This is a genomic window from Spirobacillus cienkowskii (genome assembly GCF_037081835.1).
Lineage (GTDB): Bacteria > Bdellovibrionota_B > Oligoflexia > Silvanigrellales > Silvanigrellaceae > Silvanigrella > Silvanigrella cienkowskii.
On record NZ_CP146516.1, the window covers coordinates 651,825 to 676,032 of the forward strand.

Genomic DNA, 24,208 nt, shown 5'->3' on the forward strand with positions numbered 1-24,208 from the left:
ACAAAGTGTTACTAAACATCAATATTCATTTTTTATGAACTAAAGTCAATTCACTAACAGGCTAAACCAACAGGATTTGTATCGCTTTTATTTCCAACCGTAATAAATATTTCTTCCACCATTTTTTGTTCAAAAGAATTTGTAGGATAAATTTTAAATAACTGAGTTAATGATTCTTTAGTGGTGTTATTGAGCTGACCAGCTCTTTCAAGTCCTTTAATTAAGAAGTAAAGACTTTGAATAGATGCATTTGTACTAATATTATTTTGCATTTTTTCAAGCCCAACAGAAAATTGCCCTTGTGCTACAAGCAGGTATCCATGAAGGACTTTTGTGTCTAAAGGAACTTTTTGAACATTATCATAAGAATCAATTGCAGCCTCTAAAAGGAGTTGTGCTTTTTTTAGATCGGTACCTCGCATTGTCATACTGAGGGCTTCAAGCTCAAAAAGTTTTTGTTTTGTAAGCTTTGCAGCAGAATCTTTATTGCTTTTTGCAATAGAAAGCCATTCGTCGACAAGCGGCCAATTTCCAGAAAGACTGTAAATTTTAGCAATGCAGGCAGACAGGGTCGCAAAGTTTAATCCCTTATTTATATTTTTATTTTTAAGTAGCAGTAAAAGCTCTTGAACTGCAATACGAGAGTTAAAACCAGCACCTGATTTTGCTATAAATTGTAATAAATTTTCGCTGATATTGTTAGTAATGAGAATAGCGCATTTAGATAATATCCAGGCATATTCAACTTGATTATTTTCAATACAATCATTTCCATATTTAATCGTTTTTTGGGCTAATGTGTCTTTTTCTGAATCTTGAATTTCTGTATTTAAAATTACGTCTTCTAAATTTTTAATTAACTCTTCATTATCTTTTAAAAACTTATTATTTTCTATATTAAGAGAAGATCTTAATAGCAATATTAAATACGAAGGATTCCAAGGATCGCTACTGAGAGATTTTAAAATTTCATTGTATGAGTTCTCAAAGTTACCTTCAGAAAAATATGTTGCAGCAATGCTCCAATGCATTTCATTAGCTTGTTGTTCTGATAAAGAACTAAGCAAAAGACCTTCTTGAGCAATTTTACGGGCTGTAACATAATCTCGTGTTTTAAGAAGAAAGAATATATATCTTAATATACCATCAGTATTATAATAATCTCTTACAAACATGGATGTAAAATATTCTTTCGCTTCTTTGTAATGACCGAGTTTAGAATGAATTTCTCCAAGATAGTAGTGAATTTCTGGATCTGAATTATAAATTTTGTTTAATTCTTCGAGAATGTTTAAAATATTTTTGCTGTGAGGTTCTTTGAGAATTAAGTCTCGCACTTGATTTTTTTTGAGCATATACTCAGAAATATTGACATGAGCAATTTTTAAACCACAAATCAAAATACAAAAACGGATTTCTGGGCTTCCATGTGTGTTTTTGTAAGATACTTTTAAACACTCTAATAAACCTTCTGAAGGATTATTGCTAACACAGTGAGATGCAGTCTGAATGACAAGATCTAAATGAGATTCAGAAGAAATTAAGACGGTAAAATAACACATTCTCGCTAAGGATTTTAAACCATAATCTTCGCAAAGTTGTGCAATAAAATAAAGCTGATTCATGTCTCGCGGAGATTTTTTACAAGCTATAACGATATTTTCGACTTCTGCCCGGCTTGTTTCTGCTGCTTCAAAGTTATTTGCAAGTTTATACGCTTGCATTGAGCCAAGTAAGTTAAGAACTTCTATTTCAACAGGAACTTCTCCGTACTGCCGTTGCAACCATTCTGCTAATATTTTTAGCGATTGTATCGCATTTTTGTAGTCTCCAGCTTTGATAAATTCATTATAAAGCTGTGTATGGGTTTCGAGGTGACCATGAACTAGAAACTTATCTAAAGACTCAAATTTTTCAGAATAGTTCGCCCCAAAATCAGTCACAACGCCAAGTTGTTGTAATTCTGTTAGAGTTGCTAAGGTCGCAATCGAAGAATTATTGAGTTTATAAGACTGTGTCCATAATTCGAGAGCTTCTTGAATGCGGCCAATACCTTCTAAAGCACACCCGGCAACATACCATGCGGCATAGTTGTCAGGATAGTTAGTTTGGAGTTCTATGGCCTTATTATAAATTTCTTCTTTTTCTGAAGAGGTTTTATTGAGTTGATCTAAATTTTCTGGGTTTGCGAAATCTTCGGGGTAGTAATCATCAGGGATATCAAGTGCTCTATTAATTCTTACTTTCTTGTTTGACAAAACATGAATTAAAGGCATTTTAATATTCGGTGAGTAGGTGATTTCTTTGTGATGTGGAAAAAAACTCTTTTTTAAATCAGTTTTTTTATCTTTATCGAAATCGTACTTCGAAGCAATTCGTATTTTTGTTAAAATACTAGCAAACTCAATTGCTTTAGATTCGGGGTGTTTTTGAGCAAGCTTTTGTAAATCAATCAGAAGTTCAGAAAGTCCGTCTCGTTTTGAGGCAACTTCGACTCTTCTAAAAAGTACTTCATAATCATTAAAGTATTTTTTTGAAAGTTGTTTTAATATCAATCCTGCTTTTTCAAAGTCATGAACAAATATGTATTTGTTTGCTGTTTTTAAAAGATTTTGGGATAGATTGGAGTTAGAGTTTTTAAAACGAGCCTTTTTGGATAAGTTAAGGCATGATCTAGAAATTCGCCGTAATTTCGTATTTTTTTTGGGCGAAGTTTTAGTATTTGCCTGCATAAATTCTCCAACAAATGTTTGACTCTTTTACTGGTTCGGACTTTTTTAAAGAGAATTGATGTTTAATTTAAAAAGTCATTATTTCGTGCTTTTTGTGCAAAGAGGCTTTAGTGTAATTTAATGATTATACAGATTATTGTGGAGTAGTTTAGAAAATGCAAAAGATTCTTGGTCTAGACATTGGAAGTTATTCGGTTAAGGCCACAATATTATGGAATGATTTTAAAAATTTTACAGTTAAAAAAATTGTTGAACAGAAAATTGATTATAAAGAAGGCGTTGAGCATAACGCAAGTTTAGTGACTGCAATTGATATCTTAATTCATGAGAATCAACTTGAGTATGATGTTGTTTATGCGGCGCTTGATTCTCGATCAGTTTCAATAAGAAAAGTTGATTTTGAGAATATACGCAAGCGAGATATTTTGGGTTTTTTAGAAAACGAGCTCGAAAGCACCAGTCCATTTGACATGGAAGAAACTATTCTTGATTATCAAATCATAAAATATTCAAAAACGAGCTCTGCTGTTTTAGCTGTTCTATGCCAAAAATCTGTAATCAAAAATTTCTTGGATGTAGTTGAAAAAGAGCATTTGCGAGTTAAGGTACTAGATATTGACAATTTATCATATTTAAATATGAGTTCATTTTTAAAAATAAATGCTAATAATGATTTGGTTACAGAAAATAAAGAAGAAAAAAAGAAGAAGAAGTTAAAAAAAATTGTTTTTTAATTGCAAATATTGGACATAGTAAAACAACTTTAACTTTTATTAATGATAATAATGTATTATATACTCGAATTATTAATATTGGTGGATTGTATTTTAATCAAGTACTAAAAAATAGATTTGATATAAGTATTGGGGAAGCAGAAAGTTTAAAATGTTTTGTTAGCTCAATATTAATAAACGATGATGAATTTAATAATAATAAAGAAAATATGGTTGCACAAGTATTAAATGAAGCTGTTACTGAATTGGGATTAGAAATTTTAAGAACTATTCAAGCGTTTGTTGCAAAAGAAAATTTAAATATTACATCTATTTTTTTAACAGGCGGTTCTAGTAAAATAGCAGGAATTGACAGTGTTTTTCAAGAGCTATTAGGTATTTCCGTCTCTTTTTTATTAATTCAAGAAGATAAAATATTATTTGATTTAAATGATGAAAATATTAAAAACTCAGATGAAATTGCAAAAAATTTAAAAGTTTTTTCTCAATCAATTGCAATATCAATGCGAGGTCTTCCATTAATTAAAGAGATTTCTAAAATTAATTTTAGAAAGGGAGAGTTTGCGCAAATTAGTAATTATGATAAGTTAATTAAGCAAATATTCTTATATTCGTCAATTGTCGCTATTGTTCTTTTTTCTTTAATGTTAAGTTACTTTTTTAGATATTTTATGTATAACAAAGAGATAAATGATTTAAAAACAAATTTTAGAAGAGATATAATAAGTTTGTTTTCAGGAGAGCCAGCCTCTTTAAGAATGATTTCTGGAAAAAAAGATTGGGATTTTATTAATTATGGTAAAGAATCCCTCATTCTTTTGCAGCAAAATATGAGCGATAAAAAATTATTTTTAGAACAATTTTCTTCTTCTGAAACTCCATTGCCTCTTAAAATTATGAATCAAGTTTCTCAATCTATTCCAAGTACAATGTATTTTGAAGTTTCGGAGTTTAGAGTTCAAGATAATCAGTTTTATATTGAAGCAGAAACTAATGACCCAGAAAATATCAAAAAAATTATTAATATTTTATCTAAAATAAATTTAATTAGTAATGTAACAAAGAAATCGCAGTCTGTTAAAGTTGGGACAGACAAAAAAATTACGCATTTTTCTTTAGTAGCAAACGTTGTAGAAAGATAAATTATGGCAAAATATGCTGAATATTTAAATCAGGCAATTCAATCAATAAGAAATGTTATTTTTGGCGAAAATAATACACGCCTAGATTATATAATAGAAAGCTTTTATAAACTTCGATATGAAGTGAGATCTCGAATTATTGTAGGTAGTATTTTCTTTGGAATTTTATTTTTTATAAGTATGTTAATAGTTTATTTTTTTAATATGGCTTCTATGCAAAATCGACTTGATGAGTCTTATGAAAATGTAAATAAGTTAAAAAATATTAAATCTTCCTATGTTGCAATCAATCAAAATTTTGAAGAGTTAACTCAAAATATTTATAATAATAACTCTAATTTATCACTCATAACTGTACTTGAACAAAAAGCAAAAGATATGAGTATTCAAACGCAAGGCTTTCCAAACAAGCCGGTGTTGTCAAAATTTCCTGGTCATAGTCCTTTGCAGGCAAAGTTCCAGATTGCTAGTGTAGAATTCAAGCTGATAGGAGTGAGTATTAAAAAAATTATTGAGTTTTCAAATGCTGTTGAGCAATTACCAAATAAACTTAAAATTTCTAAGTTTCGCCTGCTTTCTACAACAGATGCAAAACTTTATTTTGATGTGTTGTTAACGGTGGAAGCAATTGTTCCAATAAATTAAAGAAAATTTTAATTATTAAGGTTATTATGAGTTTTTTTAAAAGAAAACATATTTTAGGTTTGGTTTTTTTATTTATAGTTTTTATAATAATAATAATTTATCAAACATTTCCATATAATATTTTAAAGGAAAATATTACAAATAAAATCAATAATCAGTTACAGCTAGAAAAAATTCCATTAAAAGTTGAAATAAAAAACATAAGGCCATATTGGGTTACAGGCATACAAATTGATGATTTAGCGATTAAAAATCAATTTGAATTCAATAATTCTTTTATTCTTGATTCTATTATAGTAAGAATAAAAATTTTGCCACTTTTTTTAGGCAAAGTTTCTGTTAATTTAAAATTGTCTCAGAAAAGCGGCTTATTAAATGCAGCATTTTCTGCTCCAATTAATTCTTTAATAAACAATAATTTTTTTCCAGAAAAAGCTAGTGTTATTATAAAGAAGTTTTCTGTTGATAGACTTTCCCAGGTTTTATTGAAAGCTTCGATGTCTGGTATCAATTATAATGTAGCTCTTCTCGAACCAATAATTAATCACATTAATTTTGGAGGAGATTTAGATGGATTTATGATTTTATCAAATCCTAGCTCACTCGATGTAGATTTAAATTTATTAAATTCTTATTTAGGAATTGATAATGAATCACTTGAATTTCCTAATCAAGATTTTTCTAAACTAAGATTAAAGCTTAAATGGGATGGAAATGACATTGAAATTTTTAAAGAGACAGAAATTATTTCCAAAAATATTGATATTGAATTTTATGGTACTGTTGAAACTCCTCCGGCGTTAAGTAGAAATCCAGCAAATATAAATTTATTTGTAAATTTTTCTCTTAGCGGAGAAGTCGAAAAGAATTTTGGATTTTTAATTCCTCAATTATTAAATTGTCCGAGTAGCTCGATGTTAGCAGGGTATTTAAAGGTTCAGCTAACAGGAACTTTAGATGAACTAACTTGTCGTTAATTTAAGAATTTTATTTTCAAAACCAAATAAGGATAATCCACCACCAGAATGAATAATTAAAATATTACCTTTTAGTTTAGATTCTGTTATTATTTTTCTAGATTCAAAAAAAAGTTTTGAACTGTAAATTGGATCTGTAATTATACCATATTCACTAGATATTTTTTTAATTTCATGAAATGTCTTAGAATTTGTGGAGCCAAAAGATTTGGCATTTGAAGGAAAGTATAGCAAATAATTAATAATATTAGTACCAATTTTATTAAAATTTTTTTCAAATTCAACTTTAAGATTTTCTAAATTGCTCTTAAATGATTCTTGATTTCCAGATAATAAAAGTACATGAATAATAGTCTTTCTCTTTAAAAACAAAAAACTTAAAATTAGTGAAATTGCAATAAATCCTGTCCCTGCATCTATAAAAATATGGTTAAATTCTAAATTATAGTCGAGTTCGTTTTTAATGATATCCAATGCCAGAGTGCATGCTCCGGGTAAAGCCTCAGGGCAAAATGCCCCTTCAGGTATATATCCTACCTTTTTATTAACCAATTTTTTTTCATTAATATAATTTAAAATATATTTTTCGATTTCTGATAAAGAATTTTCAATCCAATAAATAGATTTTTGATTGACAAATAATCTTGTTAGAAGATAATTTCCTGAAATTTTTTCCTTTTTTTTACCAAATAAAAATAAAATAGGTGAGATTTCGTTTTCAATTAAAAGTTGAGTCGCTGTAAGAATATTGTTTGAATGAGAACTTCCAATAATAATAACTTCATTAAAATTTTGTTTCTTTATAAATGGAATTAAAGAAAGATACTTTCTAATTTTACTACCGCTAGCTCCAAACCCAAGCTCATCATCTCTTTTTATAAAAACTGTTGTTTCTTTGTTAGTCAGTTTAAATAATTTATGAATTCTCGAATTTTGGGGATATTTTTCAAAATTAAAATTATTAAATTTTTCTTTAAATTTATTAATATTATTGTTTGTCATAAAAGAAAACTCAAAGTTATAAGCTAAAAAATACCAGTCACCATAAATTGAGCTCCTGGTTTAAAAATATTGTCGTTTTTAGGCATAACTCGAGAATAATCAAACTGTAAAGTAAAATTTCCAATTAACCATTCAAGAAAAAAGTAATTTATAGCAGCAGCGGGCGAAATTTTATAGCTACTTTGCATTTGTGTTGAAAATGTGTATAAAATGTCAAGAGCGCTCGTAATATTTAGACTTGTTTTAGAATTTAATGAATATGTTGCACTAGGTTTTGCTATAAATTCAATAGTATTGCCAACATTACTTGAAGTTTGAAACATCATTTGTTCTTGGGCTTGTAAACTGAGATCAAACATAATGTCTTGAAATTGTCCTAAATTAAGCAAATAATATTGATTATAAATAATTCCACTCTTTTTATCACTAGTGGCTCTGTTTGATGAATCAATTTGTAAGCCAATATTTAAATCTAAATTTTTATAACTACCGCCCATTAAAAAATAAAAGGTATCAATTTTTTGATTTACAAAAATATTACCAAAAGTTTCGTAAATTTTTACTGTACTTTTTTCTTTAATCGTTGAATTTGCTTCCCAACGTTTTGTTTCATATACGCTTCCTTCTAAAATTATTGTATCAAGTGCACTATATTGCTGTGAAAAGTTTTTTACATAGAATGCTTTTCCGCTTCCCCCAATAAACCAGCCATTATCATTATTGGAAAGTGATGTATCGTAAGTAAAAACTCCTCCAATTAAACTTCTCATTACGCTTTTTTGCGAATATTGCGAGGGCAAAGATTGATTTTGTCCTAATGAGAGAGCGTTGTTATCGTATTGTAAACTAACAGGAACAATTAATGACCAAGGTTTTTCAATTTTTAATTTTTGAAGATATTGACTTGCTGAATGTCTTAAGGCTGGATCCAGATCATTATCCCAAACAGCTGTTTGAAATGAGCTATTTGCGAGAATTGATTTGTCATTAAAATAATATGCGACCCCTACGTAATATTCGAATTCATGAGCCAGTTTGCTATCGGATTTAGAATTAATTCTTGCTAAAATAAATGCTTTTTCTGCTTCGAGATAATTTTTTTCATCTAAATATATCAAGCCTAAATTCCAGTGAGCCATAGCAAATGAATTATTCATATTTTTTGCATATACTAAATATTTCTTTGCTTCTTGGTTTTGATACAAACCTTTCTTTGCTAAACCTAAATAATAAGATATTCTAATATCTTTATTTATATAAATTTGATATGGTGAAAGTAGATTAATTGTTTCAAAATAAGCTTCATTTTCTATGTAAAAACTTGCCTTTTCGAGCACTTCATTTAAATTTTCTAAGTCTAATGAATTCGATACATCACCTTTTAATTCAAATTCGGTTGTTGTTAGTGTTCTAAAATAATCAATTTCTGAGCTATTTGGTGTTTTTAAAGGATATACTTTACCATCACTTGTAATTTTAAGCTCTAGCCCAGCAGAAATTACGGCTTTATTACTTTCGTATTTTTTATAATCATTTTTATTTTGATTAAATAAATTAATATATGCTTCGCCACCAAAGACAATAATTTTTGTATAAAAATTATTATGGGTATCCTTTTCTATTTCTCTAATAATTGCAACATCACCCCCTCTTGGTATTGTGATTATTGCCTCTAAAGTTTCTATTTTAATTTTGTTATTGAAATTTTCTGCTATTGATGGAGCATCATTTTTAATACCTGAAGCCTTTACTTTAATTTTTCCGTAATTAAGAATCCCGTTTCTAATATCAGAGGAACTATCGTTTTCTATAATTGTAAGACTAGTAGAAGGAAGTAAATACCAAACTCCAGATTTTGAGTCTGCAATTCTTAATGTATCCAAATTATCTGTTTGAAAGACTCCATGATTCCAGTTAAATTTTTTGCCAATTGAACCAATGTACATAATATAATCACTTTGAATTAATGTACCTTTACCCATTACTGCGCTTACTGTTTGTGTGGTAAAACTGTTTTCTGGGAAATCGATTGGTTCTAAATATTTTGTTTCTTTATTAAATAATTTTGCGTTAAAAGTATCTTTGGGGTGCATTTCAAATTCATAGCTATATGTTGTGCCACCAAATTGATTGTAAGTAATAATTTGTAGAATGGGAATAGTCTTTTGAAAATCAGATTCTTTAAGTACTAAAGGGCAATATAAACCTGTACATACAATTTTATTATTTATTATCCAAATTATTCTAGAATTTTGTGAAGAAAAATCATCAGATGTTGTTACTTCTAACAGTACTTCTTTTCCATAAGATGTGTGAATACTTGTTGGCGGCCCTGATTGTAGAGTGGGAATTTTGTTGTTTTTAATTTTGCTTGGAGCTGTGATTGAAAAAGAAATTTGTTGAAAACATAAAATAAAAAAAAGTAATAAAGTAATTTTATAAATTAAAAAACATTTATTCTTATTAATTTTTTTCCTCATACGTTTCTCCAACAAGGAGACTCAAAACTCTTTTAAGTTCAGAAATAGATGCTGCTTGATCCTTGTTAAAGTGTTGTTTTCTAATTGCAAAAATCAGCTTACCTTCTGGTGATATTCTCATTCCTTTAACTTTACGATTACAAACATCTAAAATTCTCTTTACGAGTATTTCGCTTGCTTCATCATAAGAATCTGGTTGTAAAATACCTTTGCCTAATCGCAGTTCCGTACTGTCTTCGCTCACAATCAGCGAAGTTGCGCCAAGTGTAATTAACCACCTTCTAATTCGAACGAGTTCTGCCAGATTTTTTACTTCAACAGGAAGTGTACCAAATCGATCTTCGCATTCTGTAATGAGGTTTTGCAATAAGGTCTCGTTGCGGGCACCAAAAAAACGACGGTATGTTTTTAAACGTTCTTTAGAATTTACAATGTAATTTTCTGGTATATGTGCAATAAAAGGAATTTGAATTTCTACATCAGTATTTGTTGTAACCTTATTTCCTCCTAAATTTTTAATTGCGTCATCGAGCATTTGTAAATATGTTTCTAGACCCACATCAGAAACTTTGCCGCTTTGCTCATCTCCTAAAATATTTCCAGAACCTCGCATTTCCATGTCGTGACTAGCAATCACAAAGCCGCTGCCCAGCTCTTGATGTTCTTTTAATATTTCTAAACGCTTTATGCCTTCTTGATCTTCTTTTGAGTTTTGTGAAGTTAAAAAGTAGGCATAGCCACGCGTTGAGCGTCTACCAACTCTGCCGCGAAGCTGATACAGTTGTGCTAAACCAAAATGATCTGCATTTTGAACAATAATTGTATTAACGTTTGGCATATCAATTCCAGATTCAATGATGGTGGTACATAGTAAAACCTGATATTTTCCATCTAAAAAATCAATAATCGTTTTTTCTAAGTCTTTTTGTGTCATTTTCCCATGGGCAATACAAATTTTAGCTTGTGGTAGAAGGTTTTGTAAATATGAAAATACGGTATTTAATTCTTCGACACGGTTGTGGACATAAAATACTTGACCACCTCGATGGAGTTCAAATTGAATGCTTTCTTTAATTGTTGTTTCTTCAAATGGGCAGACAAATGTTTTTGTTGCAAGTCGAGATTTTGGAGGTGTGGTCAGTAAACTCAATTCTCTTAAGCCAACCATTGCCATTTGTAAGGTTCTAGGAATTGGTGTGGCAGTCATTGTTAAAACATCAACCCCATAAGACATAGACTTAATTTTTTCTTTTTGAAGCACGCCAAACCGTTGTTCTTCATCAACGATAAGTAAACCTAAATCACGAAATTCAATGTCTTTAGAAAGTATACGATGAGTGCCAATTAAAACATCGATTTCACCTTTTTTAAGTTTTTCGAGGTGCTTTGAAGACGATGTCACAGATCTATCGAGTATTGAGATATTAGCAGGAAATTCTGCAAAACGTTCTTGGAGAGAGCGAAAGTGTTGATGAGCCAAAACTGTAGTAGGCACTAACCAAGCAACTTGTTTGCCATCTAAGATGCATCGATAAGCAGCGCGCATTGCGACTTCTGTTTTTCCAAAGCCAACATCACCGCAAAGAAGGCGATCCATTGCTTTAGGTTCTCCCATATCGATCATAATTTCTTTAATCGCTTTAAGCTGATCAGGAGTTTCGTCAAAAGGAAATGCGTCTTCAAAAGCAATATATTCTTCATCAATTTTAGAAAAAGCATGACCTAAAGTCATTGCTCTTTTGGCTTGATGTTCCATCAATTCTTTGGCAAGTTTTTCGACGTCTTGTTTCGCTTTTGTTTTTCTTTTTTCCCATGAAGAGTTTTTGAGCGTATCTAACGAAGTGTTATCGGAACTGCCAATATATTTTTGTACAAGATTGAGTTTGTGAACTGGAACATAAATTTTATCGTTTTCGGCATATTCAAGCACTAAAAAATCGCCAGTAATGTCATGAATTTTAATGGTCATTAGTCCGCGAAAACGAGCAATTCCATGTTGCACATGAACAACCAAATCACCTTCAATAAAGTCTGCGTATTGAGCACTTAAAAATGCTTCTGAGTTTTCTTTAGAAGAGTTTTTATTTTCGTTATTTTCAAACGTTTCAAAAGATTCTACGTTTGCAATTCCTCTAATCCAATTTTCTGAAACGGCAAGAGTGTTAGAAAATGGAAGGTAAAAGTACTCTTTTGCGTTTAAAATACAAAATTGAATTTTTTCGGAAATATTTGGGTATTTTGTGATTGGTGATAAAATGTCTTTAATATTAAGTTTTGGTGGTTCTTCAAAATTTAAATTATTATTGTCAATATTAAAATATTTAGAACTAATTCCTGCAAATTCAATAAAGCTATCATTTGAGTTAGATAGAATTAAAATATTATTAATTACATTATTATTTATCAAATAATTTAATTTTTCAATTCTATTAGACATTTTTTGTTTTTCAAATGGCTTTAAAATTGAAATAATATGATCAGGAATAAAAAATCGAGATGAGATTAAATTATTTTCATTAAAATAATCTTTGGTTTTACTGATTTTAGGAAAAACAGTCTCTATTTTACCTACGGGATAATTTTTTCCAGTAGCATTAATTAAAGAGTTTTCATAAATTTTTTCAATTTCTAGAAGCGGCTTAATAAAAGCATCTGCTTCGCAAGCAAAAGAAAATAACAACTTTTTACTTTTCTTATTTGCAAGATCAAAAATGTATTCGTTAAAAGAGGATATTTGATCAAAAGTAAACATGTAAAATATATCATCTATGCCAGGAAATGTTACGTTAGCTCTTAAGTCTTCTAACAAATTAGCACGTCCAACTCCCATTACTTTTTGACTTAATATCGACGCATTTAATTTCTCAATTGATTTTTCTAGTTCACTGGGATACGGCCAAACAAATTCTCTTGACGGTAAAATAGTCACTTCGTTTAATGTTTGAAATGATCTCTGATCAGTTATGCGAAAAGAACGAATTTTATCGACTGCATCATCAAAAATTTCTATGCGTGTTGGAGTTTTTTCTCCTGGTGTCCAAAAATCAACAATAGATCCTCTAATTGCAAATTCACCAATGTCTTCAACTCGCTGCACTTGTAAATAAACACGTTGCAACAATTGTTCCACCAATAAGTCAGGATCTATGGAATCGCCAACTTTAATTTGAAATTTATGATTATCAACCCATTGAGCTTGCGGAAAATTTCTTGTTAATCCGCTAATGCTACAGATAATAATTCGTGGAAAATGGGAGTGAATACAATATGCAGCTTCAATTCTTTTTGCGATAATTTTTTTTGCAGATTCAAAGCGAAACACACCCGCCTGAAAAAAACCAGGAATATATAAAATATCTTTATGAGTTAAATAATTTGCAGTTGCTTCTCTTATAAATTTTTCATACTCTTGTGCTTCTGATTCATTTGGTGTGACAATAATTCTGTTAAGTGATGGGTTTTCAATGAGAGAAGCAATTAATTCAATCAAACTCGACTCAACAGAAAATAATGTCATAAAACTATAGTTCCTTATTTTTAAAATTTATATTTTAAGTTATTTAAATTCGCTTTTTTGCTGTCTTGCAATTAAGTCTGTAACTGCATCTTGGATGGGCTTTTTTTCATACAATACACTATACGCTGTTTTGATTATTGATGCTTCAATATCATATTTTTTACATAATGAATATGCGCTATTTGCAGTTGTATAGCCTTCAATCACTTGGTTCATTGATTTCATTATGGATTCGCTATTTTCTCCTTGAGATATTCTAAAACCAAATTGACGATTTCTAGAAAGATTTCCTGTACAGGTTAAAATCAAATCGCCAACCCCACTTAATCCAAGAAATGTAATGGGATCTGCGCCTAGTTTTGTGCCAATACGAACAATTTCTGCAAGTCCTCGAGTCATAACAGCCGCTCTTGCATTGCTTCCTAAATTAAGGCCATCGACAGCACCGGCGACCATTGCAATCACGTTTTTAAGTGCGCCAGCTATTTCAATACCAATAACATCTTTAGAATCATAAACTCTAAAATAAGGTTTGTGTAATATTTTTGAAGTAATAGAAAGCAGTTCTTGGCATTGAGAAGCGACAACAACGCACGTTGGTTTTCCTTCGAGCATTTCTGTAGCAAAACTAGGACCACTTAATGCTCCTATGCTTGCAGAATTTTGCCAAAAATTTTGTAAAATTTGCGATGGTAGCAATAGTGTATTTTGTTCAATCCCTTTTGCGGCGGAAATAATTTTTATTTTATTTAAAAATTTTTTCTTTTTAGAAGTCTGTTTTTTTGTGTGTTCAATCATCCATTCGTTCACACTTCTGATACTTTGACATGGTATAGCAAGAATAATAAGACTATAATCACTAAAGCTTGATTTAAAATTTTCAAATGTTTCCATTTCACAATTTTTCAGCGTATTATGTTTTTGTAAGGATGCAAAGTTGTTGTTGTTTCTTGAAAGAATTGTAACAGGATTACTAGAGCTATGAATGCATGTTGCAATAGCAGTTCCAAAAGCTCCAGATCCTATAATTAAAATTTTTTCTTTTGGTGTTGAGGTCATTGCAGATTACTCCTTTAAGCTTCCTTCCAAATATCAATTACCTTTAATCTATTAGGAAGTGAAGAAGTTTTCTTGATAAAGAGAGGTTTGTAAAAATGAGTGATTTTGAAAAAGCGACTCATGCTGCAAAAATGCTTGTTGAGCATTTGGAGCAAAAAATTTTTGGTCAAGATGATGTGATTGAGTTGGCTGTAATTTCTGTAATTTGCAATGAGCATGCGTTGCTCACAGGGGCTCCAGGCGTTGCTAAAACAACTTTGGTGCGAAACCTAGCATCATCACTCGGTTGTAACTATAAGCGGATTCAGTTTACTCCAGACCTCACACCTTTTGATATTTTGGGTGGTGAAACCATACAATTTGATCAAAAAGATCCAAATTTAAAAAAACTCGCATTTGTTCCTGGACCAATTTTTTCACCTTTTATTTTAGCAGACGAAATAAATAGAGCCTCGCCAAGAACACAATCGGCGTTATTAGAAGCGATGCAAGAACGTCAAGTGAGTTTGGGAGGAGTGACGAGGCAATTGCCATTTCCATTTTTAGTATTTGCAACACAAAACCCTATTGAAAACGAGGGCACATTTCCTTTGCCTGAAGCACAGCTTGATAGATTTTTGCTAAATATTGAGATGCCTTATCCAGACTTTGAGGCTGAAGTGAAAGTTGCAGTATTATCAAAAAATCGCACGGATCTTACTGCGCAGCCAGAGGCTCAGTGGGTGCTAAATGCTCGAGCTGTGGTCGAAAAAATTTTAATTTCAGAAGAATTATTGCATGGAATTGTGCGGATTGTTCGCAATACCCGTCCTCAAGACTCTAAACTCTCTGTTGCCAAAGAATACTTGGAGTTTGGTGCAAGTCCTAGAGCAACTCAGGCATTATTAATTGCGAGTAAAGCATTAGCATTAATTCGTGGGCGTCATGAAGTGATATTTGAAGATGTCAGTGAGGTTGCGCCAGCAGTACTTAGGCACCGTTGTATTCAAAATTTTCGTTCTTTGTCTGAAAAAAGAACAACAACCAGTATTGTAAATCAAATTATTCAAGAAACAATTTTATAAAAAAGATAAAAAATAAATGAATATTAAAACAGAACAAGAAGAGCAAAAATATGCGTTATTTTTAGACGCCTCAGGCACTTTATTAGGTAGTTCTTCGTTTAATGCGCTTGGTGTCCAATTGCTTCCAGATACGTCTCATATTTTGAATGCAGTAAAACAGAGAAAAATCAATAATCATAATTTAAAAACAGGCGTGATTACAAGTTGGGGAAATCGAATAAACCCTATGCTTAAGGCATTAAAAATTGATACGTTTTTTGATGTTGTGGTCAGTGCAGATTCTATTATGAAAACCAAACCAAATCCTGAAGTTTTTCTTTATGCATGCAATAAGGTAGGGGTCTTACCGCAGTATGCAATTCATGTAGGAGATTCTTTATATGACGACGCCTTAGGTGCACAGTCTGCAGGATTGAATGGAATCTGGGTAAGAAGAGGTCATGTTTCTTTTGCAGAAGCAGATCAGTTAAAACATCCTGTGTTCGAAAATTTAAATGATGTGTTAGAATATATATCGCAAAAAATTATTCTCTAATTTTAGAAATTACAATTTTTTTAAAAATAACTTCTTCCACATCCATTAATTAAAAATGTATGAGTTTTAATTAATGTTCTATTGAAATTTTGATCTGTTAAAAAATGATTATTTTTAACTTTTAAATGGTGATGAAAAATTAGCATGAAATTTTGAAATCTATAGCATTTTAATTGTTCCTCTAATTCTGCTTGTTCTATTTCTGAGTGGTTTTTTTTATTAACTGTTTGTTGTAATAATACGGTTAATCTTTCGATTTTTTGCTTTACAGTTGAGTAAATATAATCATCAGAATGTCCTTCGTAACTTTTATCAAAAATTATTTTTTCAGTGTAACTTTTAGCACATTTTAATAATAATTCTTCTGGAGTAATTTGAACTTCACCAAACTCAACTATTTTTTGATAATTATTTCCATTTTTTTCTTGGCAATATCTAAATGACTCACTAATTATTGCCTTATAATTATTACCATTGGCTGCTGTTAGATAAAACAGCAAGGAACACGCAAGGAGAACTTTTTTTATTTTCATAAGATTACCTTTCTAACTAAAACGAAACGTTTATGTGTAAAAAAAACATTATGAAAGTTGACCTAGAAAGCGAAAAAGTCAATTATCTAAAAAAACCATAACCAATTTTATAATCATTTGTGATTTAGAAAATATAATTGATAAATATGATATAATTTAAATTATATAAATTATTTAAATATATTACAATAAAATTAGTGTTTTTTTATTTATGATGATATGTTGTTTGTTTTAGATTGCAGGTCTCTCTTAGAGTAAAACAAAAAACCGCTATTCCCTTTTTTTACTTTTAGGTGAGAAAAGGTTGATCTTTTTTTCTTCATAATGTAGTAACGCCCTCACTGCGGATGTGGTGAAATTGGTAGACACGCACGTTTGAGGGGCGTGTGCGCAAGCTTGGCGGTTCGAGTCCGCCCATCCGCACCAATTTAAAAAAGGCTGTCAACTAAACTTGACAGCCTTTTTTTGTTTTTACACTTAAGACCTATTTCACAGCATATCTATTACTGGTAAAAATCTATACGATGTTCTAAGGTCTGAAATTGTAAAATGCTTTGTATGTCCTTGAAAGGATTTACTAAGGCATGTCAACAATACAAGTTTTTTGGAGTTATTTTAAAATGGGTGCTTGGGAATATGTTTTGATCATAGCTATTGGAGTGGCTGTGGCAGCTCTTGCGTTTTTAGCTGTGCATACGATGAATATGCGCGCGCTAGCTCAAGAATTAAAGATTAAACATGCAGAAGCTGAAAAAAGGCTTTCAGAAGCCAGGCAGCAAGCAGAAGAATTGGTTAAAAAGGCATTACGAGAGGCAAAGGAGGTTGCAATCAATGAAGGTCGGGACTTTGAACGCATTCAGAGAGAAAAAAATTTAGAAATAAAAAAGATCGAAGCCCGAATTCAAAAGCGCGAAGAAACAATCGAAAAAAAAGCACAATCACTTGATGTAAAAGAAAAAGAGCTTAAACAAAAGCTTGAAAATCTTGAGCTAGAACAACACAAAGTCCAAAGTACTTTAAAAAAAGCAGAAGAAACCCTTGAAGAAAGTAAGTCTAAATTAGAAACAGTTGCAAGACTCTCGCAAGACGAAGCACGCGAGCAACTTAAAAAAGCAATTGAGGTTGAAGTGCGTAAAACAGCGAGTGCTGAAATTAGACTTGCTGAAGATGAAGCACATAAGGTCGCCGAGGAGCGTGCACGCAATATTATTGCAACATCCATTCAACGTATCGCAAATGAGTTTGTGACTGATGCCACTGTCTCGGTAATTAGCTTGCCTACAGATGATATGAAGGGGCGGATAATTGGTCGGGAAGGGCGCAATATTCGTACAATAGAACAAGCGACCGGAGTTGATTTGATTATTGATGATACCCCAGAAGCAGTTATTATTTCGTGTTTCAATCCTGTTCGAAGAGAAATAGCCAAAACGGCAATAGAACGTTTGGTTGCAGATGGTCGCATTCATCCTGCCCGTATTGAAGAAGTTGTGCAAAAAACTCGTGCAGAATTTGATCAAATGATCCGTGAAGCAGGAGAACGTTCTTCGTTTGACTGCGGCATTACCGGATTGCATCCAGAGGTAATACAGGCATTAGGAAAGTTAAAGTACATGACAACGGGAGGGCAGTCGGTATTGCAGCATTCTATTGAGACAGCGCAAATTGCCGGTATTCTTGCTTCTGAACTAGAGCTCAATGTGCGTATGGCTAAAAGGGCGGCTTTACTTCACGACATTGGCAAAAGTCTTGATGAAGAAACTGAAGGTCACCACGCTCATGTTGGCGCGATGTTTTTGCAAAAATATGGTGAAGCTCCAGAAGTTGTAGAGGCTGCTTTAAAACATCATCATGAAAATTTGCATGGTTCGAGCTTAATTACTGTTGTGGTTCAAACCGCCAACACATTAAGTAATTTTAGACCTGGTGCTCGTAAAGAATTTTTAGAAAAGGCAATTGATAGACTTAAAGATATGGAAACAACCGTAGAAAAGTTTGATGGAGTCGAGCAAGCTTATGTTATTAAATCTGGTAGAGAGGTGAGAGCTATGGTATCACCAACAGTTATGGATGACGAAGCGGTCACGCTTTTAGCAAAAACAGTTGCCAAAAAGCTTCGCGGGGATCTGCATCAATCGACTAATATTAAAGTTACTATGGTACGAGAACAGAGAGCGACTTATCTTGCAAAATAAAATTGCCTTTCAGTATTTTAAAGACGATCTTTTTTATTCCAACTTACAAAATCTTTTGAAGCCAAAACACCAAAGCATTAAAATTTTAATGATTGGTGATGTGTTAGGAAGAGGTGGAAGAAAAATTACCAAAACAATTTTGCCGCAACTTAAAAGAACTGCACAAATAGATTTTGTAACTATGAACGCAGAAAATTTAGCAGGTGGATTTGGAATTACATTAAAAATTTACGAAGAAATGAAGTTGGCAGGTGTTGATGTTTTTACAATGGGAAACCATTGGAAAGACAAAGCAGAAGTGCATGTTATTCGTAAAAATAATAATGATTTGGTTTTGCCGCAAAATTTAAATGGACTCAGCGATGTAGAAACTGTTCCCTCTTTTTATATTTCTGACCGTAATAAAAGTATTAGTGTTATTAATTTAATGGGCAATTTTGCTATGAAAGAAGAATACAAAGATCCTTTTTTAATTTTGCAAAAAGAAAAAGAAAATTTTATTGATAAGGTAAAGTCGGGTTCGCATATTGTGATTGCAGATATTCATGCTGAAGCGAGTTCAGAAAAACAGGCTATTGCTTGGTATTATGATGGAATATTGGCTGCTCAAATAGGAACTCATACCCATACTCCCACATCTGATGAACGCTTAACCAATAAAGGAACGGCATTTATTACAGATGTTGGTATGACAGGAGCATACGATAGTGTTATTGGAATGAATAAGGAACGAGTCATTTCAAGATATATTAATCCTAGCTTACGTTTGCCTTACGAAGTTGCTGACAAAGAACTTTGGTTTTGTGCTTTTTTAGTAGAAGTTTGTCCATCATTAAACACGTCTATTGCATGCCATCGGTTACAATGCCGAAACCTTGATGAGAAACACTGGATGGTGTCAAGTATTCTAAAAGTTTGAATTTTTTTAATAAAACATGTTAATTAATTTTTAAAAAGTATATGTATCAAGAATCAGAATTTTCTATTTCTTGATGTGCTAGATATATTGGAGTTAACATGTTAGATAGCGAAACAATTGTATTTTATTGTGAAAGTAAAGTAGCTCCGCTTTGGAGTTATGCTGCTCCAGCTAACTGCAGAGGAAGTTTCAATCCAGCAGTTCTTGGTCTTTTATTTTACATTGATAAAAATGCAGAATTAAAACCATCAGCAATAGATAAATATAGTTGGGATTTTAAACATCAACATTATAAATTAATATTAAAAGATAACTTATATTTTCAGAACGGGAGAAAGGTAACTGCAAAAGATTTTGAATTTAGCATTTTAAGATTTTTTTTTACTAAAGAAGCTAATATTGCTTCAACTTTTATGTCTAATCTTTTAGGAACAGAAAAAATACAGCGAGGCCAACCTTATCAATCGGGTGTTATTGAGGGTATACAAATATTAGACGATAAAACAATAATTTTAAAACCTGCTAAGTATAATCCAAACTTTCTTTATACTTTTGCACTGGCAGATTATGCGCTGGTTCCGCAAGAAGAATTACAAAATGATTTGTTAACATGGAAAACATGGCCAATTGGAAGCGGGCCTTATAAAGTTAAAAGTTTTGATGCTAAAACAGGAATTTATCATTTAAAATTAGATAAAGAAAAAGAATATCCGAATGCTCCTAAAAAAATATTATTTGAAAGTAATTATATTTATGAACCAGATTTGACTTTAAAAGATAAAGAAGCCGCAGTGAGTAAAAAATATAAAAAAGAAACAATGTTTGCTTCGTTTTATATTAGGCTTTTAAATTTTAATTTTTCTTCTAGTTTAGGAAAAGATCTAGATTTTAGAAAAGCTGTTTCTTTTGCATTATCGCAATCTAAAATTTCTAAAGCAACAGTTCCTAAAACACAACCTTTATATGAAACTATTCCTATAGGTGGAATTGGGAGAATTAATGTAGGAGAACTGCATAATATAAATGAAGCTAAAAAATTATTTAAAAAAGTTTTAGGAGAAAATTATAATAATACAATATTTAAAGTTCCATATACTCCAGATATTTATTTAGGTGAGGAGTATTTAAATATAATAAAAGATCAGTTAAGTTTGGCTGGATTTAAAGTAGAATTTGTTAAAACTACAAATTTGTGGAATCCATTTAATAATGAATTTAAAGATTCTCCAATGTATTTGTGTTCCCAAGGAGCAGATTTTATTGATCCGCTTGTTTCGTTTTCTAAGTACCGAAAAGGTGGTCCAGCTGCCGACAGATACCCCTCTGATCCTGAGTTAGGTGCTTTAATTGAAGAAACAAAAGATTCAAATAATAGAAATTTATTAAACGAAAGATTAAAGTTAATTTCAAATTATTTTCATGAATATAAAATAGTTATTCCATTATTTAATGTGCCTACTACAGCATATTATAAAGCTAATAAAATAAAAAATGTTGGTGATCAATTTGGTGGTGCAACATTTTATTTATTTCATGTTGAATTAAATAAAAAGCAAAAAATAAACTAGTAAAAATAGTATCAATTAAAATTTATTATACAATTTTAGAAACAATTTTATCTGCTAGTTTTAAAAATGTTTCCATAACACCTATTCCTTCTACTGCTACGGCCTTAATACAATCTTCTTCTGGTAAGTTAAAAGTTTCTTTAAGTGTTAAAAATGGCAGAGCATCGTATGAATCAGAGTGATTAAATTGATAAACTGTAGAAATTTTATTTTCATCAATTTGCAGAGAATTCATTAAATTTTTTAGATTTTGAGATTGAGCATTGTATTTTTCTAAATAACGCATACGGCTATCAATAATATGTATTATTCCATCTACACCAAGCATGAGGTTAATATTAACACTTTGCCATAGCTGGTTTGAAGGCAATGTGTACAAATGCATTCGAGATTTTCTGTTTGCAATTGTTTTATAGCTTAAAGGTAAAAAATCAAAAAAATTGTTTCGAGGTAAATCTTTTAAAACTGAAAAATTAGTTTTTTCTTTAGGCTTTTTATTTTTTTCTAAAAAGATAGATTGAAGATTTGTTGTTTTACCAGAGTTTTGGCATCCAATATACAATATTTTAAAATGAATATCACCTGTTGCTTCATTAATAAAAGCCATTAAATAACCTCACTGTTTAATGAAAAAAAAGCGGCTTTAGGCAAATCAGAATTTTTACTTTTTAATGTTAAATGAATATTGTCTATGTTAGATACTATTAATCCGCTTTCTCCTCCTTTAAGTGTAGATGTTTTGTTATTGTGCTTCATGATAATTTCACCAGACCATACAGTAATAATAGAAAAAGTATTTTTAAATAAAGGTTTATAACAAAAAGTGCCTATTTCATTAAAAACACTAATAGCAAAAGGATTATATGTGTCACCATAAAATACTGTGTTTTCGGCCATATTTTTTATTAATAATTTTTCGAGATCTTTGCCTCTAGGCAAACTCCAATCAATCGAATTGATTGACTCTTTGACATGAAGTTCTCTAGGCTTTCCAGTTTCGCTTTTTTGTCCATGTTTATTATAAAGCCTTTTCCAATCAGAAATTCTCCAGGTTTTTCCTGACTTTTGCGGTAATACATACTGAGGTTCGGCAACAAAAACGCCTTTGCCAATTGCATGGACACAACCAGGAGGGACAGATATGTAATCAAAAACTTTGGGTTCGTATCGGTATAAACATTTTTCTGGCTCGTCATTTAACAAAAATTCTGTAATTTCACTTTGTGTTAAATGCTCTTTAAAGCCTAAGTAAACAAAACCATCTTGTTCTATATCTAAAACTAACCAGCTTTCGGGTTTACCGCACTCTTCTGGTTTTAAAGCTGGATTATTATTATTTGGATGAAGCTGCACAGACAAAAAATCTGAAGCATTTAACCATTTTAATAAAAGAGGACAATGTGCACCATATTTATTAAAAATAGATTCGCCGAGTATTTTTTGTGCGTTGTTATTTTTTAAAACTTCGATTAAAGTTTTATTGTTAAGTTCTTTATTATCAGAAATAATTTTTGAAGGATAATGAATATCTGTAGAAACTTCCCAGCTTTCACCAATTTTAGCTGGAATTTTATTTAAAAAATGTGGAAAATATTTTTTTTTGATTTCTGCAATTTTGCTACCACCCCATGGAGTTTTATTTATTGGTACAAAATTAAAAGAATCTGTTTTTAAAAAAAAATAACTCATTTTGGAATAATCTCTTTTAAGTATTCGTAATGTTCTCGAGCCTCTCGAAATAGTTCTTGAGAACCACCAATATCTGGATGATGGTTTTTTGCCATTTCAAGAAAGCGTCGCCGCAATTCGTTGCCACCATCTTGTTTTATTTCCTCGAGCGAAGAAAAGCTATAGAATTTTAACATGTCTTTAATTTTTTCAGTATCCCGTAGTTCTGGAGCGCTAAATTTAAAACTACTTTCAAAATAGTGAAAGAAATTATTGATCAATTGTTTGAGACTTTCTTCATCAAATTGAGAAAAGTTGTTTGTGTTCGCATAAAATTGAGACATTTTTGTTTGAATAGAAGCTTCAATAGATATTGTTTCATGCCAAAACTTTTCGTGTTTATGTTGTTCACAAAAAACATCTGTGGTCACATTTTTACAATACGGTATGTGGTATGCGTCAAACGCTCTACACAATGAAACATCACGCATGGCAAAGTGACAACCAATTGCCGAAAATCCAAAAATCGGTAATTGCTTTGCTTCGCCCCAATAATTTGAGCCAAGCATGTTATGATTTAAACAATATTGCTCAAAAAACTCTTCACCAAATACAACACAAAATTCATCTTTAGTTTGTTGAAATAAAGGACTATTTTTATGCTTGATGGAGGATAGATGAAACATACTATTTAAAAAAAGTATTTTGTGTCTTAATGCAAAAATAAACGCTAATAAATTTAAATTTCCTAATCCAAACATTTTTTTTGAAATTTCTGGAGGTAATATAAATTTTAAAATATCTGAATCAGAAGTTTTTGCAACTTTTGCCTGGCGTAAAGCATAAGTCTCATGATAAAGATTAAAATCTTCAAATAAATTTTGATTTTTAAAAGAATCTATTAATTTTTCAAACGATATTAACTTTAGCAAATGCTCAAGCATTTTTACCCATTTCTATGATTTTAAAAAGAGCGGCTTCATATCCATACGATCCTAATCCTGAAATAACACCTGTTGCAATGGGGCTAATATAAGACTTATGACGGAATGTTTCGCGAGAAAAAATATTACTTAAGTGAACCTCAATGATAGGAACTTTAGTTTCATTAAATACTTCTAAGGCGTCTCGAATTGCAATGCTTGTATGTGTATATGCTGCAGGGTTTATAATAATACCAATTAAATTTCTTTTTAAGTTTTCTGATTTTGAGTTGTCGCAATAACTTATATAAATTTCATTTAATATAGAAACAATTTCACCTTCACTATTTTTTTGTAAATGTATAATTTCTATGTCATTTTTTGTAGCAATAATTTTTAAATTATCTTCTATGTCGTTAAGAGTTTTATTTCCATAAATATTGTTTTGTCTTTTGCCAAGAATACCTATATTTGGTCCGTTAATTATAAAAACTTTTTGCATTAAAATTACCTGT

General features: G+C 30.8%; 19 protein-coding genes and 1 tRNA gene. 10 read left to right on the plus strand and 10 right to left on the minus strand.

All coding sequences use genetic code 11. The features are described from left to right. Nucleotides 1-53 precede the first annotated feature (53 nt). Nucleotides 54-2,732 carry a tetratricopeptide repeat protein gene (locus Spiro2_RS02855; protein ID WP_338636889.1) on the minus strand — a complete coding sequence of 893 codons (2,679 nt, stop codon included), beginning with the start codon at nucleotides 2,730-2,732 and terminating at the stop codon, nucleotides 54-56. A 155-nt stretch (nucleotides 2,733-2,887) separates the two neighbouring features. Here Spiro2_RS02855 and pilM (Spiro2_RS02860) point away from each other — a divergent pair, with 155 nt between their 5' ends. The 4 genes from pilM (Spiro2_RS02860) to gspN are packed head-to-tail and all read left to right on the plus strand — an operon-like array spanning nucleotide 2,888 to nucleotide 6,230. Then, nucleotides 2,888-3,466: a pilus assembly protein PilM gene (pilM, locus tag Spiro2_RS02860; protein WP_338636890.1), complete on the plus strand. Its 579-nt coding sequence runs from the start codon at nucleotides 2,888-2,890 to the stop codon at nucleotides 3,464-3,466. An 8-nt stretch (nucleotides 3,467-3,474) separates the two neighbouring features. Continuing rightward, the gene (gene pilM, locus Spiro2_RS02865; RefSeq protein ID WP_338637749.1) at nucleotides 3,475-4,608 is read left to right on the plus strand and encodes a pilus assembly protein PilM; all 1,134 of its coding nucleotides are present in this window, start codon (nucleotides 3,475-3,477) and stop codon (nucleotides 4,606-4,608) included. A 3-nt stretch (nucleotides 4,609-4,611) separates the two neighbouring features. After that, entirely contained in the window at nucleotides 4,612-5,253 is a 642-nt protein-coding gene (locus Spiro2_RS02870; RefSeq protein ID WP_338636891.1) for a hypothetical protein, read from the plus strand. A gap of 26 nt (nucleotides 5,254-5,279) precedes the next feature. Beyond that, the gene (gspN, locus tag Spiro2_RS02875; protein ID WP_338636893.1) at nucleotides 5,280-6,230 is read left to right on the plus strand and encodes a type II secretion system protein GspN; all 951 of its coding nucleotides are present in this window, start codon (nucleotides 5,280-5,282) and stop codon (nucleotides 6,228-6,230) included. Here the strand turns inward: gspN and Spiro2_RS02880 are convergent. Genes Spiro2_RS02880 through Spiro2_RS02895 form a run of 4 tightly spaced genes read right to left on the minus strand, consistent with a single transcriptional unit; the run spans nucleotide 6,216 to nucleotide 14,288 of the window. Then, nucleotides 6,216-7,232 carry a hypothetical protein gene (locus tag Spiro2_RS02880; protein ID WP_338636894.1) on the minus strand — a complete coding sequence of 339 codons (1,017 nt, stop codon included), beginning with the start codon at nucleotides 7,230-7,232 and terminating at the stop codon, nucleotides 6,216-6,218. The genes gspN and Spiro2_RS02880 overlap by 15 nt on opposite strands. A gap of 23 nt (nucleotides 7,233-7,255) precedes the next feature. Then, nucleotides 7,256-9,712, minus strand: a complete 2,457-nt coding sequence (locus Spiro2_RS02885) for a tetratricopeptide repeat protein (protein ID WP_338636895.1) — start codon at nucleotides 9,710-9,712, stop codon at nucleotides 7,256-7,258. Further along, nucleotides 9,696-13,229: a transcription-repair coupling factor gene (gene mfd / locus Spiro2_RS02890; protein ID WP_338636896.1), complete on the minus strand. Its 3,534-nt coding sequence runs from the start codon at nucleotides 13,227-13,229 to the stop codon at nucleotides 9,696-9,698. Before mfd ends, Spiro2_RS02885 begins: the two co-directional genes overlap by 17 nt. A 39-nt stretch (nucleotides 13,230-13,268) precedes the next feature. Further along, nucleotides 13,269-14,288 (minus strand): NAD(P)H-dependent glycerol-3-phosphate dehydrogenase, encoded by a 1,020-nt coding sequence (locus Spiro2_RS02895; RefSeq protein ID WP_338636897.1) that lies wholly within the window; start codon nucleotides 14,286-14,288, stop codon nucleotides 13,269-13,271. Between the two features lie 95 nt (nucleotides 14,289-14,383). On the opposite strand from Spiro2_RS02895, the gene Spiro2_RS02900 reads away from it, so the two are divergent. Together Spiro2_RS02900 and Spiro2_RS02905 are read left to right on the plus strand one after the other, a co-directional pair. Further along, complete coding sequence (locus Spiro2_RS02900) at nucleotides 14,384-15,352, plus strand: AAA family ATPase (RefSeq protein WP_338636899.1); 969 nt, start codon at nucleotides 14,384-14,386, stop codon at nucleotides 15,350-15,352. A gap of 16 nt (nucleotides 15,353-15,368) precedes the next feature. Next, nucleotides 15,369-15,887, plus strand: coding sequence for an HAD family hydrolase (locus tag Spiro2_RS02905; RefSeq protein ID WP_338636900.1), 519 nt, complete (start codon nucleotides 15,369-15,371; stop codon nucleotides 15,885-15,887). A gap of 20 nt (nucleotides 15,888-15,907) precedes the next feature. On the opposite strand, the gene Spiro2_RS02910 is transcribed toward Spiro2_RS02905, so the two are convergent. Then, on the minus strand, nucleotides 15,908-16,420 hold the full coding sequence (locus Spiro2_RS02910) for a hypothetical protein (RefSeq protein WP_338636901.1): 513 nt from the start codon (nucleotides 16,418-16,420) through the stop codon (nucleotides 15,908-15,910). Between the two features lie 343 nt (nucleotides 16,421-16,763). On the opposite strand from Spiro2_RS02910, the gene Spiro2_RS02915 reads away from it, so the two are divergent. From Spiro2_RS02915 to Spiro2_RS02930, 4 genes are all read left to right on the plus strand, one after another. Then, a tRNA-Leu gene (locus Spiro2_RS02915) sits at nucleotides 16,764-16,846 on the plus strand. Nucleotides 16,847-17,004: 158 nt separating this feature from the next. Then, complete coding sequence (gene rny, locus Spiro2_RS02920; protein WP_338636902.1) at nucleotides 17,005-18,615, plus strand: ribonuclease Y; 1,611 nt, start codon at nucleotides 17,005-17,007, stop codon at nucleotides 18,613-18,615. Continuing rightward, complete coding sequence (locus Spiro2_RS02925) at nucleotides 18,605-19,534, plus strand: TIGR00282 family metallophosphoesterase (protein WP_338636904.1); 930 nt, start codon at nucleotides 18,605-18,607, stop codon at nucleotides 19,532-19,534. Before rny ends, Spiro2_RS02925 begins: the two co-directional genes overlap by 11 nt. A 98-nt stretch (nucleotides 19,535-19,632) precedes the next feature. After that, nucleotides 19,633-21,102: an ABC transporter substrate-binding protein gene (locus tag Spiro2_RS02930; RefSeq protein ID WP_338636905.1), complete on the plus strand. Its 1,470-nt coding sequence runs from the start codon at nucleotides 19,633-19,635 to the stop codon at nucleotides 21,100-21,102. A 25-nt stretch (nucleotides 21,103-21,127) separates the two neighbouring features. Here the strand turns inward: Spiro2_RS02930 and Spiro2_RS02935 are convergent, their stop codons facing one another. From Spiro2_RS02935 to Spiro2_RS02950, 4 genes are read right to left on the minus strand one after another with little or no spacing between them, the layout of a single operon-like run. After that, nucleotides 21,128-21,709 (minus strand): hypothetical protein, encoded by a 582-nt coding sequence (locus Spiro2_RS02935; protein ID WP_338636906.1) that lies wholly within the window; start codon nucleotides 21,707-21,709, stop codon nucleotides 21,128-21,130. Then, complete coding sequence (locus Spiro2_RS02940; protein ID WP_338636907.1) at nucleotides 21,709-22,791, minus strand: type I phosphomannose isomerase catalytic subunit; 1,083 nt, start codon at nucleotides 22,789-22,791, stop codon at nucleotides 21,709-21,711. The genes Spiro2_RS02935 and Spiro2_RS02940 overlap by 1 nt, the downstream gene beginning before the upstream one ends. Then, nucleotides 22,788-23,714: a hypothetical protein gene (locus tag Spiro2_RS02945; RefSeq protein ID WP_338636908.1), complete on the minus strand. Its 927-nt coding sequence runs from the start codon at nucleotides 23,712-23,714 to the stop codon at nucleotides 22,788-22,790. The genes Spiro2_RS02940 and Spiro2_RS02945 overlap by 4 nt, the downstream gene beginning before the upstream one ends. Continuing rightward, on the minus strand, nucleotides 23,707-24,195 hold the full coding sequence (locus tag Spiro2_RS02950; protein ID WP_338636909.1) for a type II 3-dehydroquinate dehydratase: 489 nt from the start codon (nucleotides 24,193-24,195) through the stop codon (nucleotides 23,707-23,709). The genes Spiro2_RS02945 and Spiro2_RS02950 overlap by 8 nt, the downstream gene beginning before the upstream one ends. Between the last annotated feature and the right edge of the window lie 13 nt (nucleotides 24,196-24,208).

Coding starts and splice junctions, on each gene's coding strand:
- gspN (WP_338636893.1), top strand. CDS start 5,280: ATGAGTTTTTTTAAAAGAAAACATATTTTAGGTTTGGTTTTTTTATTT.
- mfd (WP_338636896.1), bottom strand. CDS start 13,229: ATGACATTATTTTCTGTTGAGTCGAGTTTGATTGAATTAATTGCTTCT.
- Spiro2_RS02880 (WP_338636894.1), bottom strand. CDS start 7,232: ATGACAAACAATAATATTAATAAATTTAAAGAAAAATTTAATAATTTT.
- Spiro2_RS02930 (WP_338636905.1), top strand. CDS start 19,633: ATGTTAGATAGCGAAACAATTGTATTTTATTGTGAAAGTAAAGTAGCT.
- Spiro2_RS02900 (WP_338636899.1), top strand. CDS start 14,384: ATGAGTGATTTTGAAAAAGCGACTCATGCTGCAAAAATGCTTGTTGAG.
- Spiro2_RS02910 (WP_338636901.1), bottom strand. CDS start 16,420: ATGAAAATAAAAAAAGTTCTCCTTGCGTGTTCCTTGCTGTTTTATCTA.
- Spiro2_RS02945 (WP_338636908.1), bottom strand. CDS start 23,714: ATGCTTGAGCATTTGCTAAAGTTAATATCGTTTGAAAAATTAATAGAT.
- rny (WP_338636902.1), top strand. CDS start 17,005: ATGTCAACAATACAAGTTTTTTGGAGTTATTTTAAAATGGGTGCTTGG.
- pilM (WP_338636890.1), top strand. CDS start 2,888: ATGCAAAAGATTCTTGGTCTAGACATTGGAAGTTATTCGGTTAAGGCC.
- Spiro2_RS02885 (WP_338636895.1), bottom strand. CDS start 9,712: ATGAGGAAAAAAATTAATAAGAATAAATGTTTTTTAATTTATAAAATT.
- Spiro2_RS02905 (WP_338636900.1), top strand. CDS start 15,369: ATGAATATTAAAACAGAACAAGAAGAGCAAAAATATGCGTTATTTTTA.
- Spiro2_RS02895 (WP_338636897.1), bottom strand. CDS start 14,288: ATGACCTCAACACCAAAAGAAAAAATTTTAATTATAGGATCTGGAGCT.
- Spiro2_RS02935 (WP_338636906.1), bottom strand. CDS start 21,709: ATGGCTTTTATTAATGAAGCAACAGGTGATATTCATTTTAAAATATTG.
- Spiro2_RS02940 (WP_338636907.1), bottom strand. CDS start 22,791: ATGAGTTATTTTTTTTTAAAAACAGATTCTTTTAATTTTGTACCAATA.
- Spiro2_RS02870 (WP_338636891.1), top strand. CDS start 4,612: ATGGCAAAATATGCTGAATATTTAAATCAGGCAATTCAATCAATAAGA.
- Spiro2_RS02950 (WP_338636909.1), bottom strand. CDS start 24,195: ATGCAAAAAGTTTTTATAATTAACGGACCAAATATAGGTATTCTTGGC.
- Spiro2_RS02855 (WP_338636889.1), bottom strand. CDS start 2,732: ATGCAGGCAAATACTAAAACTTCGCCCAAAAAAAATACGAAATTACGG.